Consider the following 16,702-nt stretch of genomic DNA (forward strand, 5'->3'; position numbering starts at 1 on the left):
CCCGTAACTCATTTTATATCAGTTTGGTTGATAAGTAGCTCATAAACTTGTCAACACCGAACATAGGGCTCATTTAGGAAACGTTAAAAATGTGTGTCCAAATTTAACAGTATGCGTTCATTTAACCCTCAACTGTCTCATGTTCAGATTTGACGATAACGCCTAAAGGCCACGTATTACATGAGATTACGTTGATCGTTGATATATATGTGAAGCTTGGACTTGGTACCGCACACGTCTTAACATAGTAGGGATCGGTGGTTCACTACTTGATGCCTCTTGTGCCTGACTAATAAGTCGACAGTAGAATAATCAAAAACACCTCACTAATAAAATAACAAATTACAGAATTTAATTATGTAATTTCGTAATTTCGTAATTTCGTAATTTCGTAATTTCGTAATTGAGCATTTTTGAACTCTGGGTCACTATGCTTTAAACAAAAATAACGTGGATAGTGTGATGTATTTAGGTGTTGATTTAGGCACGTCTGGGATTAAGGTCATTATTACTAATCCTGAAGGACAGATCGTTGATTCAGAATCGGCAGAATTGGCTGTGTCTCGACCGCAACCATTATGGTCTGAACAAAACCCCACTGACTGGTGGTTAGCCTTTTGTAAGGTGATGGACGCTTTATCTAGTCGTCAGTATCTTTCTCAAGTCAAGGCGATAGGATTATCGGGGCAAATGCACGGTGCCACATTACTCGACAAAGCTGGAGAGATTATTCGCCCAGCCATACTCTGGAACGATGGTCGCAGTGCCAAAGAATGTGAAGAACTTGAACGAGCTGTATCAGATAGTCGCCAAACTACCGGCAATATTATGATGCCAGGATTTACTGCTCCTAAATTATTGTGGGTGAAACATCATGAAGCCGACAATTTCGCACGCATAGACAAAGTACTGCTACCCAAAGATTACCTAAGATGGTTATTAACGGGTGACTTCGCTGGCGATATGTCAGATGCGGCAGGCACGCTTTGGTTAAATACACAAAAGCGCGAATGGGATACAAATTTGCTTGAGGCATGTGGCCTTACCTTGGCGCACATGCCGAAGCTTTTTGAAGGCAATCAAATAACTGGCACTTTACAGTCTGACTTAGCCAGTCGTTGGGGATTGCTAGAAGTGCCAGTGGTGGCGGGAGCGGGAGACAATGCTGCAGGTGCGATAGGTGTAGGCCTAGTCAAACCTGGACAAGGTATGATTTCCCTAGGTACATCAGGTGTGTATTTTGTGGTTGCTGACCATTTTAGCCAACATGCCGAACTAGCAGTACACAGTTTTTGCCATGCCTTACCTAATCGCTGGCACTTAATGTCGGTGATGTTAAGTGCTGCAAGCTGTTTAGACTGGTTTGCTAAACAAGTGGTAGGTGAAGATATTGGAGCATTACTCAAGCAGCTTGAAAACACCCCAGTCAATCAGAAGAACACGCCATACTTTTTGCCATATTTGAGTGGCGAGCGCACCCCCCACAACGATCCTCTTGCCCAAGGTGCCTTTATTGGATTAACCCACGACACAAACAAGCTCGATATGTTGCATGCAGTGCTCGAAGGCGTGTGTTTTGCTTTTGCAGACGGTGTAGATGCGCTACATCAATCAGGTACTAAAGCAACAGAGATAACCGTTATTGGCGGCGGCGCACAAAGTGCCTATTGGCGACAGCTTATGGCAGATGTGTTGAATACCAATATCACCTTTAGGAAAGGGGGGGAAGTCGGCCCTGCTCTAGGAGCTGCGCGCCTCGCCCATTTGGCGATGCAGCCAGGCTTATCTATTGAGCAGATTTGTCCGCAACCAGAAGCAGTGCAAGTCCACACTCCAAACAATTCAATCCAATCAATTTTTGAGCAACGACGAACGGTTTACAAACAAACTTATTCTCAATTACGTACACTTTTTAACAAGGAAATCTTATGACTACTTATTTTGATTCAATACCCAGGATTAAATTTGAAGGCACGAATTCAGACAACCCTTTAGCTTTTCACCACTACAATGCAAATGAAGTAGTGCTTGGTAAAACGATGGCTGAACACTTACGTTTTGGTGCGTGTTACTGGCATAACTTCTGCTGGGATGGCGCTGACGTATTTGGTCAAGGCACTTTTGGTCGCCCATGGTTGCAGCCTGGTGATGCAATGGAACGTGCAAAACAAAAAGCAGATGTGGCTTTTGAATTCTTTGCAAAACTAGGCACTCCATATTACAGCTTTCATGATATCGATGTGGCGCCTGAAGGAAACAGCATAAAAGAATACGTGAATAACTTTACTCAAATGACAGATGTGCTTGAACAAAAACAAGAAGAGACTGGCATGAAGTTATTATGGGGAACAGCCAACGCGTTTAGTCACCCACGTTACGCAGCTGGTGCATCAACCAACCCGAATCCAGAAGTGTTCACCTACGCGGCAACTCAAGTATTTAATGCTATGAAAGCAACCAAACGTTTAGGTGGTGCAAACTACGTATTGTGGGGAGGCCGTGAAGGTTACGAATCACTTCTTAATACAGACCTACGCCAAGAGCGTGAGCAAATGGGTCGCTTTATGCAAATGGTAGTAGAGCATAAACACAAAATCGGTTTTAAGGGTGCCTTGTTAATTGAACCTAAACCTCAAGAGCCAACTAAACACCAGTACGACTACGATACTGCGACTGTGTATGGTTTCTTAAAACAGTTTGGTTTAGAAGACGAAATTAAAGTTAACATTGAAGGTAACCACGCAACACTAGCTGGCCATTCTTTCCAACATGAAATTGCCACGGCCATTTCACTTGGTTTATTTGGTTCAATTGATGCAAACCGTGGTGATGCGCAAAATGGTTGGGATACAGATCAATTCCCAATCGATGTACCTGAATTAACACTGATTATGACCGACATTTTGAAAGCCGGTGGTTTTAAAACTGGCGGTTTCATGTTTGATACAAAGTTACGTCGTCAGTCTTCAGACCCCGCTGATTTGTTCCACGGACACATTGGCGGTATGGATAACTTAGCGTTAGCACTGAAAAAAGCAGCCGCTATGATTGAAAATGATTTCCTAGGCGATGCTGTTGCTAATCGTTACAGAAACTGGGACGGTGATTTAGGCAAAGCTATTTCAAAAGGTGAGCATAGTTTAGAATCATTAGCTGCTTATGCTGTTGATAATGAACTCAATCCACAACACGAAAGTGGCCAACAAGAATTATTAGAAAACAAAGTTAATCGCATTTTATACGGTTAAGCACTAGCAACAATAAGTCTTTGAACCCAAAAAACGCCTGATGCAATACATCAGCCGTTTTTTAGTCGTTTCAATAAAGCAAAGCGTTTCTGTTTTTACTGTACGAGCATATTAATGTTCTTTGTTGTGCATTGTAGTAAATCTTTTTTCTTCTTGTCATAGCAACGCCTCCACTTTATCCAAGTATAGCGTTGCATTGACCGATTGAACTCACAACCAAAAGGGGACATAAGGTTGTAGTCTAGAAAAGGCTTAAATCGACCTAAAGCTGACGTTAGAAAATTCGAACTATCAGACTATATTGAGTGAAGAATCATCATACGATTACTCAAACTTGGCCTCAGATAAGTCTGTTTAAATAAAAGTAATATTCAGAACTGGTTTGCACAACTTTAGGAGCCGCTTGTCTTGAATTCTTAATTACTTGGAAACAGTTGATTAATAGACGAAAAATAGCCGACTTTCACTCCCTTAAGAATATAAAATAGATGCCAATATGGAAAATATGAGGCATCATGTATTTTGATTTTAGGAAAAATGACGTTTTATTTTACCTATACTCAAAAACAGCATTGTACCACTCTAACCGGGTGCCAAGGCTTGTCGCTATGCCTGGTGTTAGCGCCCTTATCGGCGGTTACGCATGGCTTCGAGGGGTCGGATTTCCGTTCTGTCTTCCTGACCAGAATTTGTCAGGTTGTTTCAACTTGAACTAAGGGGAATCCACAATTGCCTTCTGCTACAAACTTTTCTAGGCTTGGATGCTAGTGATCGGTAATGCCGCCAGGCATTCATATCTCAATTAAAACAAGACAGAACCGGAGTGAGTAAATGAGTAAACGTGTCGCAGTCATAGGGGCAGGCCCAAGCGGCCTCGCACAACTGAGGGCTTTTCAATCGGCCAAAGAAAAAGGTGCCGACATACCCGATATCGTCTGTTTTGAGAAACAGGAGAACTGGGGCGGTTTGTGGAACTACACCTGGCGCACCGGCCTTGACGAGCATGGCGAACCGGTACACGGCAGCATGTACCGCTACCTGTGGTCGAATGGTCCGAAGGAAGGCCTGGAATTCGCCGATTATTCATTCGAGGAGCATTTCGGACGTCCGATTGCATCCTACCCACCGCGCGCGGTGTTATTCGATTACATCGAAGGACGCGTCAAGAAATCTGCTGTACGCCACTGGATTCGATTCAATTCTGCTGTCAGGCACGTCGGCTACGACGAGCATGAAGGCATGTTCCACGTTACCGTAAAGGACCATGAAAAGGACGTCGAATACACCGAAGAATTCGATCACGTAATCGTTGCCAGCGGCCATTTCTCGACCCCCAACGTTCCGCAGTATCCCGGCTTCGATACCTTCAAAGGTCGCGTGCTGCATGCACATGATTTCCGCGATGCGATGGAGTTTGCCGGTAAGGACATCCTCATTATCGGAACCTCTGACTCCGCTGAAGACATTGGTTCACAGTGCTGGAAGTACGGCTGCAAGTCGGTCACCGTTTCACACCGTACCGCACCCATGGGCTACAAGTGGCCCGAAAACTGGAAGGAAGTACCGCTGCTGGAGAAAGTCGAAGGTAACACCGCGACATTTATTGACGGTAGCACCAAGGTCGTCGATGCCATCATTCTGTGCACCGGCTACATACACCACTTCCCGTTCATGGCGGAAAATCTCAAGCTCAAGACCAATAACCGCCTTTACCCGGTCAACCTGTATAACGGCGTGGTCTGGGAACACAATCCGAAACTGATGTACCTTGGCATGCAGGATCAGTGGTATACCTTCAACATGTTCGATGCCCAGGCCTGGTATGCGCGCGATGTTATCCTCGGCCGTCTGGACGTCCCGTCACAGACTGACATGCACGCCGATATCGATAAGTGGCGTGAAGCCGAAGACAACATCCCGGACGATTACGGCGCGATCGAGTTCCAGGGCAAGTACACCATGGACCTGATGGCATTGACCGACTATCCACATTTCGACTGTGCCGGCTCCAACGAGGCTTTCTTCGCATGGAAGAAGCATAAGAAGGAAAACATCATGACCTTCCGCGACAACAGTTATAAATCGGCACTCACCGGCACTCAGGCACCGGCACACCACACGCCATGGCGCGATGCCCTCGATGATTCGCTGGAGGCATATCTGCGAACCGAAGCCTGACACTACTGTTGTGGTTGAATTAACCGGACACTTCAATAAAGGATTATAATCCTGTTAATTGAGGTGAATATGACTAAACGAACAAATAAACATTATCCCGCAGAATTTAAACAAGAAGCGGTCGCTCTGGTAATAGAGCAAGACTATCCAATCGTACAAGCTGCTGCATCTTTAGGTGTGACAGACAAACTACTTTACAACTGGGTAGCTAAGCATAAGAAACAGGCACTAGGTGACGTGTTGTCTGGCGATGAACGAGCAGAGTTAATTCAACTCAGGAAGGATAATAAACGTCTACAAATGGAGCGTGAAATCCTAAAAAAGGCAAGTGCCTTCTTCGCGAAAGAAATGAAGTAAGATATTCTTTTATAAGTGAGCTTGATGCGAAGTATCCGGTGTCAGTTGCTTGTAAAGTGATGGAAGTGAGTTCGTCAGCATACTACGCATGGCTAAAAAAACCTGGTGAACTCATTAGCGCTCAAACGCTGAGATTGTATCGACGAGCCAAAGCATTATTCAAGGCAAGTCGAAACAGTTTAGGCAGCAGAGAGCTTGCTAAAGCACTACGCAAAGAAGGCTTTGAAATAACGCGGTATCGCGCCATTAAGTTAATGGAACGGCTTAAATTAGTTGTGACTCAGCGAATAGCTTATAAAGTGACAACCAAGCGCAAACACAGTGATGCTGTGGCTGACAACTTGCTAAATATGAATTTCAATCCTGTTGGACCCAATCAAATTTGGGCGGGTGATGTGTCCTATTTAAAGACTGGTGAGGGCTGGTTGTACTTAGCCATTGTCATGGATTTGTATTCACGCCGGATTGTGGGCTGGCATATATCAAAACGCATGACGCGTGATTTGGTCGAGCAAGCGCTGATAAAGGCTCATAATTTACGCAAGCCAGTCAAAGGTTTGGTGTTTCACAGTGACAGAGGCTCTCAGTACACGAGTAAAGGCTTTAGAAATCTACTGTCGCGATTAGAGTGTCGAGCTAGTATGGGGGATGTTGGAGCTTGCTGGGATAATGCTGTTGTGGAGCGCTTCTTTGGAAGTTTACAGCATGATTGGTTGTTTAAAGTACCGCAGCCCACTCGAACACATATGCGAGAAGATGTTGCTAGGTACATGAAATATTATAATGTTGAGGGACTGCATTCAGCCAATTTGGATCAATCGCCAATTGAATTTGAAAACTCCTTTAGAAAAGTGTCCGGTTGGACTTGACCAGAACAAACATTGGCGGCTGGTTTTGATGAAGAACTGACCGGGCGAGATAATGCCATTATTTCTTCAATGTTATTAGGACATTCAAAGAAGGTCGCCATTGATAACATGGACGAAATTAATGAGTTTTCTGAGCTTGGTTTAAGCTTCTTAGAGCCGGTAAAGACTTATAGCTCTGGAATGAAGGCTAGATTGGGTTTCTCGACCGCGATTACTATGCATGCCGATGTATTGTTAGTTGACGAAGTATTAGGTGTAGGCGACGCTAATTTTCGAGTAAAAGCAGAAAAAGCGATTTTGGATAAAATAAATTCAGACCAAACAGTAGTGTTTGTATCTCATTCTGCTAACCAGATTAAGCGTTTATGTAATCGAGCAGTGTGGCTAGAAAATGGGGAAATTATTAGAGTTGGTTACGCGCAAGAGGTAGTTGATGAATATAAAGAGTATTCGCAAAAAATAAAGATAAAAAGTAGAATTACTGTACTAGTGCAATATGAACTGCAATAAATCAATCACTTGTTACAGAACAATAGGGTTATAGAAAAGTGAAGAAAGTATATTTTGTTCTTGGAATGCATCGCTCTGGAACGTCCGCGGTAAGCTCATGTATAAACAGTTTGGGAATACCGTTTGGTGACTCGTTATTAGCTGCAAGTGTTGATAATCCACAGGGGTATTTTGAGAATAGTGTCGTGCAGGCCTTCAATGAAACTCTGTTAGTGCAAAATGGCTTTGATTGGGATGATGTGTTCTTTGATTTTGAGATGTTAGACGCCAGTTTATTTAGCTCTGCTGTCAATACTGCTGTTCAAATTTTAACGCGGGAGTTTATTGTTCATGATGTATTTGCAATAAAGGATCCTAGGCTCTGTTTGTTATTCCCAATATGGGCTCAAGCGTGTAAGCAATTAAAGATACAAATAAGCACCGTAATTGTTAACAGAAACCCTTTAGAAATAGCAAAGTCACTCGAAAAACGAAACGGGTTCACAATCCAAAAGAGTGTTAGCTTATGGTTTGAATACTTGTCGAAAGCCGAGCTATATTCAAGGAGACTAATCGGATTGTTATTGAATACGGTGAATTAGTTGAGTCACAAAGAAATACTTTTGAAAAACTTGCTAATTTTCTGGGTGCTTCGAAAGAACAGATTACTAATGCTACTAGATCAATACATCCAGATCTTAGGCATCATGTCTACGATATTAGCTCTTTGTCGCAGTATTCGCCAAGCTTTGAGGCTCTTGCAAATGAGCTCGCTTCAAAGGAATTGAATGCGCAGGTTCTTACTGATGCTTATTCATCTTTTAATGGAATGAAGCTCTTATTCGAAAATCAATCAAAAACAATCAAACTTTCAAAAGCGACGACTGAGCGTCAAAAATATAAATTATTAAAGGAAAATCTAGATCAACAATTATGGTCGACAAAAAACGAGTTGGAGATAACAAACAAGACATTACAAGCCTCAAAAGACGAGCTTAGTAAGCTGACTCTTAGTTTTATTGAGAAAGATCGATTGTTGACTTCAGCGTTGAGTGTTCTTAAAGACAAGGAAGAAAGTTTTATACTTTCGAAACAGCAAAGATCCTTTCTTGAACGAATAGAGTTAGTAGTTTCAGGTACATCATCAACTTTTAAATCACACTCAGAAAAGCTAAAATCGATATCCGATTTGTTGACGAAAAACATTTCTGCTGATGTAAAACAACTTCAGAGCCTAGAATATATAAATCAGACTCTAGACGGTAGAATTAAAGAATTACAACATTTAGCAGACTGCAGTGTCCTTGAGTTAAATGATTCGAAACGGCTTAGCTCAAGTCTTGAAGCTGAACTAAAATGTCTAACACAAAAAATGCAACACAGCGTTCAGTTGGCGGAAGTAGAATCAGAAAATAAAGACAAAGAAATAGATAGGCTTCAACAAGTCATTAATGTGTCAGAGCTAGCTTCGGTTTCTGATAATAAAAATATTAAAATTTTAAGAACTGAACTTTCTGATACTAAGCAAAGTGAAGAAAAACCAAAAGAAGCCATTGTAGTCAGTGAAGATAAAGTAACAGAGATAAATGCTAGGCTTGTTGCGATGTCGCAAAGCGTCGAAAATAACTCAGTCTTTAAAACTAAGATGGACCCCTTGGCAGCCGAATTAGAGTGTTTGAAAGAGCAGCACGCAAAGCTAACGCATGAAAACCTTGAATTAAGCGAATCTTTAACTGCGAGCATATGTAAGCGAGAAGCAGAGTTAACTAAGTTTAACTCTGACAAAGTTATTATTAAGGAAAATACAAAATCTAGATTCAAAAAAGAGATAAATTGCATCAAATCGGAGTTTGACTCTGGTTATTGTAACTTAAAAAACTTCATCGCCTTACATCAAAAATGGAGCAATTTTAATCATCAGCAACTTGTGGATATACTTAAAAATAAAAAGCTTGCTACCTCTGCAGTACCATTTTTAGCTAGGCGGTTAGTTTCAGATATTGCAGATATTGCGGTTTTTCAAGAGCATATGCTTGGGTATTTCAAAAGAGTTCCAACAGAGTTCATAATTCAGTTTGATGAAGATGAATATTTATCTTTAAATGAAGATGTAGCATCTGCTATTGATGATGGACTTATTGATAGCGCAATGGAACACTTCATTCTGCATGGCTTCGAAGAGGTTTATTTAGGTAAGCGAAAAGTTCACCGTCGGGTAAGGTTCTTCGAAAATGCTATACCTAATGTTACTTCCGAAACAAGCGAATCCTATAAGGAATACCTGGAACATTTTTGTGAGAACGCACGAAATGAAGAGCATCTAATAAAGCAAGATAATCCAGCTACAGTAGTGCTTAGCTCATCTCCAAATCCTAAAGCAATGAAAACGGTAGAACCTGAGAATCAGGGTGCGATTGAATCAAACGTAGCCCCCCATTATTTGTCGGCGCTTGATAATGCTAAAAACAAAACTGTTGATATATTACTTCCTGTTTACAACGCCTTAGACGACGTTAAAAACTGTATTGATTCACTATACCGTCATAGAACGTTTGAATTTAATCTGATCGTAATCGATGACTGCAGCGAATCTGAGACCGGATTCTATCTCGAAGAAAAGTCACGCGAACTTAGGTTTACGCTACTCAGAAACAAAGAAAACCTTCGTTTTACCAAATCAGTAAATAAAGGTTTTGCGCAGTCCAAAGCAGACGTCGTTATTTTATTAAATAGTGACACGATAGTTACTCCATTTTGGCTCGAGAAAATACTCTTGTGCTTTCAAAGTGACAAGGTTACTGGGATAGTTGGGCCATTATCAAATGCCGCTAGTTGGCAGACCGTTCCCGTCAGAGAAGATAAAGTTAATGGAGGGTGGTTGGTTAACGAAATACCGCAGGGCTACTCTATTGACCTGATGTCAAAATTAATTGAAACAGTCAGTAAACGAGAATATCCGTTAGTACCATCCGTGAATGGTTTTTGCTATGCGATTCGCCGTGAGGTAATTAATAAAATAGGAACATTAGACGAAGAGTACTTCCCGACTGGATACGGAGAAGAAGATGACTTCTCATTGAGGGCGAGAGCTGCTGGGTACTCAATTCGATGTGTGGATGACACCTATATTTTTCACGCTAAGTCAAAGAGCTATACGCATAAAGTTCGTAAAGTATTGACCGTCGGTGGACGCAAATCGCTTGATAAAAAACATGGTAAAGCAGCGATTGAGCAATTAATATCTGACTGGAAGGGTGAATCACGCTTGCCTGGAATCGCTCAAAATATAAATAATTACATGCAACTTTCTTCACAAAACAAAAAAGTTGTATATACGGCAATATTCGGAAACTACGATAGTTTAAATAACCCAGAATATATAAACCCAGACTGGGATTATGTATGCTTCACTGACAACCCTCATCTAAAGTCTGATGTTTTTAAAATAATGTTGGTTACTCCTGTATTTGAGTCTGCGACCAAAAATGCACGTATGCTTAAAATTCTAAGCCATGTCTTTTTGATCGATTATGAATTATCTTTATGGATAGACGGCAACGTCAAATTAAGAGGGAAAAACATTGATGAAATACCAGAAAAATTCTTAGTGAATTCTGATTTTTCCTTACACAAGCATGTAAAGCGGACTTGTCTGTACGATGAAGAAGAAGCCTGCGCAATTGCAAAAAAAGACAATGTAGAATTGCTTGCTGCACAAGTTGAGTTTTATAAGATCCAAGGCATGCCAAGAAATTATGGCATGTTCGAAACAGCAGAGCTTGCTCGCAAGCAAGGTTCTGCAGATGTTTTGAGGATAAATACTTTGTGGTGGCAACAGTTGAGTCAATACAGTATTAGAGATCAAATTGCTTTACCCTTTGTGTTTTGGGGGCAAGGATATTCTCCAAATATTCTCCCTGGGTCACAGTGGATTGACCCATACTTTCATATGTATAAGCATGCGAGTGAGCCAACGCTAAATCATGGACCTTTCGTAAATATTGTTATTCCGATCACTGATAATGCTGAAAGGATTTTTGACCTATTGGACATGGTAGTAAATAAGACCTGTTATGTAGACGTGAAAATCTCTTTGCTTCTGATGGTAGAGATAAACTCTGTAGCGTCAATTCTTACTAAAGCAAAAAAATTATTCCCAAATATTGAAATTAGTGTCTTTAAGTCAAAGTCGAGCTCGATCACCAATGCAATAAATCAATCAATATGTGATAAAAACTATGAGCTTATCTGTATTTTGTCTGAACATGTTGTGTTGTTTAATTCTGATTGGCTTTCTAAGCTTGTACATCAAGCAAATATCAATAAAGACGTATCAGTCTTAGGACCTACTATCCTTAACGAAAATTTTGATTTTTTAGCGTCAAGCGTGAAATTAAAAAGGTCGGAAGGTAATTTAATTGGATTCGAAAATGCGGGAAAGCTTGGAGGAACTGGTAAAGTAGGAGCTTTGCATGATGGATGTGTATTGATAAAATATGTAGTTCTGAAACAAAGTGAGGTCTTTGATGAACGTTTTGAGACCCTCAAGTCTGCTGTGATTGATCTCTGTTTAAGTAACTCTGAGTTGGGTTATAAAAATATGTTTGTGGTGAACTCTGAGGTTATTATTTGCAAAGAAACAACCAAACATTCGGACGAAGAAAAATTAATAAAGAAACATAGATCTGTGTAATTGCCTATCATTATTACTAATATAGGGCTTAGGATAGGCAAACTATGAAAAAGAAAGAACTAGAAGCTTTTGCTAAGCAAGCAGCCAAGTCAATTAAGTCCGAAGTAACTAAACTGACTTTAGAAAAGTGTCCGGTTAATTCAACCACAACAGAGTAGCTATTTATCAAGAAGTTCATGGTATAAACACGAAAGAGAAACGGTGTACACATAAGGCGTTCTTAGCAAAGTTAAATACAATTATCGATGACTGTTCTGGTCAAGTCCAACCGGACACTTTTCTAAAGGAGTTTTCAAATTCAATTGGCGATTGATCCAAATTAGCTGAATGTAGTCGCTCAACATTATAATATTTCATGTACCTAGCAACATCTTCTCGCATATGTGTTCGAGTGGGCTGCGGTACTTTAAACAACCAATCATGCTTTAAACTTCCAAAGAAGCGCTCCACAACAGCATTATCCCAGCAAGCTCCAACATCTCCCATACTAGCTCGACACTCTAATCGCGACAGTAGATTTCTAAAGCCTTTACTCGTGTACTGAGAGCCTCTGTCACTGTGAAACACCAAACCTTTTGGTGGTTTGCGTAAATTATGAGCCTTTGTCAGTGCTTGCTCGACCAAATCACGCGTCATGCGTTTTGATATATGCCAACCTACAATCCGGCGTGAATACAAATCCATGACAATGGCTAAGTACAACCAGCCCTCACCAGTCTTTAAATAGGACACATCACCCGCCCAAATTTGATTGGGTCCAACAGGATTGAAATTCATATTTAGCAAGTTGTCAGCCACAGCATCACTGTGTTTGCGCTTGGTTGTCACTTTATAAGCTATTCGCTGAGTCACAACTAATTTAAGCCGTTCCATTAACTTAATGGCGCGATACCGCGTTATTTCAAAGCCTTCTTTGCGTAGTGCTTTAGCAAGCTCTCTGCTGCCTAAACTGTTTCGACTTGCCTTGAATAATGCTTTGGCTCGTCGATACAGTCTTAGCATTTGAGCGCTAATGAGTTCACCAGGTTTTTTTAGCCATGCGTAGTATGCTGACGAACTCACTTCCATCACTTTACAAGCAACTGACACCGGATACTTCGCATCAAGCTCACTTATAAAAGAATATCTTACTTCATTTCTTTCGCGAAGAAGGCACTGGCCTTTTTTAGGATTTCACGCTCCATTTGTAGACGTTTACTATCTTTCCTGAGCTGAATTAACTCTGCCCGTTCATCACCAGATAATGCATCACCTAGTGCCTGTTTCTTATGCTTAGCTACCCAGTTGTAAAGTAGTTTGTCTGTCACACCTAAAGATGCAGCAGCTTGTACGATTGGATAGTCTTGCTCTATTACCAGAGCGACCGCTTCTTGTTTAAATTCTGCGGGATAATGTTTATTTGTTCGTTTAGTCATATTCACCTCAATTAACAGGATTATAATCCTTTATTGAAGTGTCCGGTTAATTCAACCACAACAAGCTGACCGTTTGTTGTCTAACAAGCACATCCATACTGAAAGAATATCAATATACCGAGCAATCTATACGCAATATGCGAATGCTTCGTCACGTCCTATTATTCTGATTGACTGGTCGGATTTAGATACGCATAAAGGCTGCTTTTTGTTGAGGGCTTCAGTGGCTTTTAATGGTCGAGGAGTGGCTATTTATCAAGAAGTGCATGGTATGAGCACAAAAGAAAAACGGTGTACACATAAGGCGTTCTTAGCAAAATTAAAGACGATTATCGATGACGATGCTAAACCGATAATTGTGACAGATGCCGGCTATAAAACGACCTGGTTTAGAGAAGTCATCGCTTGGGGTGGGACTTTGCAGGAAGAGTCCGAAAGCCATGATGTATGTTAATCAGAAAGAGGACTGGGAGCATACCTCTGAGTTATATAAGCGAGCTACCAGTCAACCTATAGGGTTTACTAGCCATATTTGCCGCAGCCAACCTTTAGCATGCACCTTGGTGTTATTTAAAGGCAAAAACAAAGGGCGACATAGTTTAACGCGACACAACATTACCCGACAATCTAAGTGTTCAAAGGTCCATGCAAGAGGCGCTACAGACCCTTGGTTAATTGCCACTTCACTTCCTCGAACCAAGAGTTTAGGTAAAAAGATAGTCGCTATTTATCGACTGCGTATGCAAATTGAAGAAGAGTTTAGGGATATCAAAAGTAGTTTATTTGGGATTGGGTTTTGAACATCATAAAAGCCGATGCGTACACCGTATTGCAGTACTTATCCTCATCGCCACACTTGCCAGTATTTTGGCTAACATTATAGGCTTGGCCATGTTCATGGCTGGTTTGCACCGTCGTTATCAAGCGAACACAGTTAAGACAAGACGAGTATTATCGTTTCACTATTTAGGATTGCGAGGCTTCGTAGATAAGCGTTTCAAATTGCTCTGCGAGCAATTTGAAACAGCGGTATTAAATCTCAGAACTATGATTGCAGGCAATTTTAATGATTGAATATTCGTGGGGATCCCTCAGACTCTGACCCCAGATATTCTTTTCCAGATATGCTAAAACCATTATTCAATTCGCATTCGGATAAGTATGATTGCAGCAATAGCAAGAATAAAGATGGCGAATGCCTCATACAGAATATTTTCAGGAGCCATATCTTTGCCCTGCAGAACAATTAATCGAGCGAGTGCCGTAATCGCAATAAAAATAGGGTAAACGAACGCCGAGCGTCGGTCCGAGTAAAATACAGCCACCATGCCGATAACCTCCAGATAAAGAAACATCAACAGTATGTCCGCGAGGCTGAGAGTCTGCGCAATATAAATGGCGTGGATCTCGAAGGCGACGGCGCCCATGGTCATCAAAACAACGATTAAAAGTATTATCCGCTCAATTAGGTGAAAAACACCTCGCACAAGAGACTTTTCAGTTTTTCCCGCATCAGAACAGTCAGTCTGATTAATATCATTAGCGTTTCTGTCTGAATTTTCGTTTTCGTCATACTTTTTATTTGAAGTCATACATAAAACTCATTCGTCAATGTAAGAAAATTTGTGTTCGGACCAAGTTGCAACAAAAGTTTCTGTAAAACATTGTTGATAGGAACATTTAGCCCAAGTACAAAACCGTAAAATTATATTGCATGAAATTTACGCTGAATAATAGTCTGTCAATCGAGACATTATTCGTACATCGAGCTTAAAGTATAAGGTTAACGGGTCAATGTAAACACGTGTCGTTATCACCAAGCCAACGAATGATACAACCAATGTCCAACGGCGGATCAAGCCTCAGCGATATTCCTGGCACTCAGGCATCATTTGGCAATCCACAGTTTCCTGTGTGTCTAGTAAACAGTTACGCGCAGGATCAGGAGAACTGGGGGTCAGGGTCAACTTGACGCCTACAATTCAGTTAGCTTCTTTTTTTGTGCGTTGGCTGGGCGACCCATTTTTTATCTTTCATTCTTCTGCCTGTTTAGGCTTCTATCTTTTGCTTGAATGGTGCATTACCAATGGCCATTCCTTTGTTTGAATTGGCGCGAATATCTGCAAGTAATTGAACTTCGATGTGGGATAAAAATAAGCTGCGATAGGCTGCCTAACGTTGAATGGCGATGCTATGCAGCGCCCGAGGCAATCTAGGCATGTATTGACATCCATGTAAATTGACGAAATTGAAATATAGCCTTGGATGTTAATTTAAGTTGACCCTGCCCTAGTTTTACTGGTTTTACATCTTGATTCATCCAGTCACCAGAACAGTCTTTCAATCATGGTCGATTTAAGTGTGAACACATATCCCCCTGACTCAAAAGTTTTCTCTGACCTCAGATATTGTTTAGATTTGCCCGCTTTTATTTTGGACTTGCACCAAATCCTGAACTATTTTTACATGACTTAGATTTCTATATTGCACAACTTGGTGGCAATGATTGTGATTTTTCTAGGGTGATGCAGTTTTATTGTAAATAGGAATGAGGCTGTATCAGTTCGATTTAGGGTGAACACATGCCTCCATCTGTTTTGATGTGAGCCAGGCATGTTGATCCCTCTAAACAGACCAAATGGTATGAGCGTTTTTTAGCATTATATTGGGATAAAAATGATGCATAAAAACTGTGTAATAAGTGCTGGCATCACGATGTCACTTGTCGGTTAAGCATTGCATCAAAACTAAACTAACTGGAGAAAATGAGTTATGGACACTATAGGTTTTAATAAAATGGACGGTACTTCAATTAATATAGCAAGAAGTGTAATTAATGAGTCAATATCAGGGGAGATAATTATTAAAGGCACCGAAAGTTATGCCGAAGCCTGCGCACTTTGGAATGACATGATCGACATATCCCCAAGTTTAATAGTTCGTGTTAAAAATGAGCAAGATGTGATAAACACGGTAGATTTCGCCCGTAACCATGGTGTTTTATTAGCCATAAAGTCTGGCGGACACAATATTGCAGGAAAGGCCTTGGTTAATGGTGGTGTTGTGCTAGATTTTCATTTCATGACAGATGTGAAGGTTAATGACGGTCAGAACACAGTAAAAGTAGGTCCTGGCGCAACATTGGCTGATGTGGATATTGCAACTCAGCAATATGGCCTAGCTGTGCCAACAGGCATCAATTCAACCACGGGTATTGCAGGCTTAACCTTAGGCGGAGGATTTGGCTGGATAACACGTAAATTTGGTTTAACTATCGACAACCTTCGTTCAGCCAGAATGGTTACCGCTAGCGGCGAAATATTTGTAGTTAATAGCGAAAAAAACGCAGATATATATTGGGCAATACAAGGTGGTGGTGGTAATTTTGGGGTTGTCACTGAGTTTGAATTTAATCTGCATAAAGTGGGCCCAGAGGTGTTGGCGGGTATGGTT

At 41.1% G+C, this 16,702-nt stretch carries 13 protein-coding genes; 11 read left to right on the top strand and 2 right to left on the bottom strand.

Features of this window, described 5'->3' with window-relative positions; genetic code table 11:
• Positions 1 to 462 precede the first annotated feature (462 nt).
• The 7 genes from xylB (at position 463) to Q0Y52_RS03850 (ending at position 11,834) form a co-directional block, all read left to right on the top strand.
• Positions 463 to 1,932 (top strand): xylulokinase, encoded by a 1,470-nt coding sequence (gene xylB, locus Q0Y52_RS03820; protein ID WP_297818247.1) that lies wholly within the window; start codon positions 463 to 465, stop codon positions 1,930 to 1,932.
• Positions 1,929 to 3,248, top strand: a complete 1,320-nt coding sequence (gene xylA / locus Q0Y52_RS03825; protein ID WP_297818249.1) for a xylose isomerase — start codon at positions 1,929 to 1,931, stop codon at positions 3,246 to 3,248. Before xylB ends, xylA begins: the two co-directional genes overlap by 4 nt.
• An 831-nt stretch (positions 3,249 to 4,079) precedes the next feature.
• A complete protein-coding gene (locus Q0Y52_RS03830; protein ID WP_297818251.1) occupies positions 4,080 to 5,426 on the top strand; it encodes an NAD(P)/FAD-dependent oxidoreductase in 1,347 nt (448 codons plus the stop codon).
• A gap of 69 nt (positions 5,427 to 5,495) precedes the next feature.
• A protein-coding gene (locus Q0Y52_RS03835) for an IS3 family transposase (RefSeq protein WP_297818253.1) occupies positions 5,496 to 6,652 on the top strand; the annotation gives its coding sequence in 2 pieces (ribosomal slippage) (positions 5,496 to 5,742 and positions 5,742 to 6,652; 1,158 coding nt in all).
• Positions 6,653 to 6,664: 12 nt separating this feature from the next.
• Positions 6,665 to 7,162 carry a hypothetical protein gene (locus Q0Y52_RS03840; RefSeq protein ID WP_297818256.1) on the top strand — a complete coding sequence of 166 codons (498 nt, stop codon included), beginning with the start codon at positions 6,665 to 6,667 and terminating at the stop codon, positions 7,160 to 7,162.
• A 38-nt stretch (positions 7,163 to 7,200) separates the two neighbouring features.
• Positions 7,201 to 7,743, top strand: coding sequence for a hypothetical protein (locus tag Q0Y52_RS03845; RefSeq protein ID WP_297818259.1), 543 nt, complete (start codon positions 7,201 to 7,203; stop codon positions 7,741 to 7,743).
• A gap of 125 nt (positions 7,744 to 7,868) precedes the next feature.
• Entirely contained in the window at positions 7,869 to 11,834 is a 3,966-nt protein-coding gene (locus Q0Y52_RS03850; RefSeq protein WP_297818262.1) for a glycosyltransferase, read from the top strand.
• 258 nt (positions 11,835 to 12,092) lie between these two features.
• Here Q0Y52_RS03850 and Q0Y52_RS03855 read toward each other — a convergent pair.
• Positions 12,093 to 13,249, bottom strand: a protein-coding gene (locus tag Q0Y52_RS03855; protein WP_297816341.1) for an IS3 family transposase whose coding sequence is annotated in 2 segments (ribosomal slippage) — positions 12,093 to 13,003 and positions 13,003 to 13,249 — 1,158 coding nt in all. Because the reading frame shifts where the segments join, the coding sequence is not laid out codon by codon here.
• 76 nt (positions 13,250 to 13,325) lie between these two features.
• Here Q0Y52_RS03855 and Q0Y52_RS03860 point away from each other — a divergent pair.
• Genes Q0Y52_RS03860 through Q0Y52_RS03870 form a run of 3 tightly spaced genes read left to right on the top strand, consistent with a single transcriptional unit; the run spans position 13,326 to position 14,323 of the window.
• The gene (locus tag Q0Y52_RS03860; RefSeq protein ID WP_297818265.1) at positions 13,326 to 13,703 is read left to right on the top strand and encodes a hypothetical protein; all 378 of its coding nucleotides are present in this window, start codon (positions 13,326 to 13,328) and stop codon (positions 13,701 to 13,703) included.
• Positions 13,690 to 14,049, top strand: a complete 360-nt coding sequence (locus Q0Y52_RS03865; RefSeq protein ID WP_297818268.1) for a transposase — start codon at positions 13,690 to 13,692, stop codon at positions 14,047 to 14,049. The genes Q0Y52_RS03860 and Q0Y52_RS03865 overlap by 14 nt, the downstream gene beginning before the upstream one ends.
• Positions 14,033 to 14,323 (top strand): hypothetical protein, encoded by a 291-nt coding sequence (locus Q0Y52_RS03870; protein WP_297818271.1) that lies wholly within the window; start codon positions 14,033 to 14,035, stop codon positions 14,321 to 14,323. The genes Q0Y52_RS03865 and Q0Y52_RS03870 overlap by 17 nt, the downstream gene beginning before the upstream one ends.
• A gap of 62 nt (positions 14,324 to 14,385) precedes the next feature.
• On the opposite strand, the gene Q0Y52_RS03875 is transcribed toward Q0Y52_RS03870, so the two are convergent.
• On the bottom strand, positions 14,386 to 14,841 hold the full coding sequence (locus Q0Y52_RS03875; RefSeq protein WP_297818273.1) for a phosphate-starvation-inducible PsiE family protein: 456 nt from the start codon (positions 14,839 to 14,841) through the stop codon (positions 14,386 to 14,388).
• Positions 14,842 to 16,021: 1,180 nt separating this feature from the next.
• Between Q0Y52_RS03875 and Q0Y52_RS03880 the strand changes: the two genes are divergently transcribed.
• The coding region (locus tag Q0Y52_RS03880; RefSeq protein WP_297818276.1) for an FAD-binding oxidoreductase at positions 16,022 to 16,702 on the top strand (681 nt) is incomplete at its 3' end.

The sequence above is a fragment of the uncultured Paraglaciecola sp. genome (assembly GCF_943787955.1).
In the GTDB taxonomy this organism is placed as follows: domain Bacteria; phylum Pseudomonadota; class Gammaproteobacteria; order Enterobacterales; family Alteromonadaceae; genus Paraglaciecola.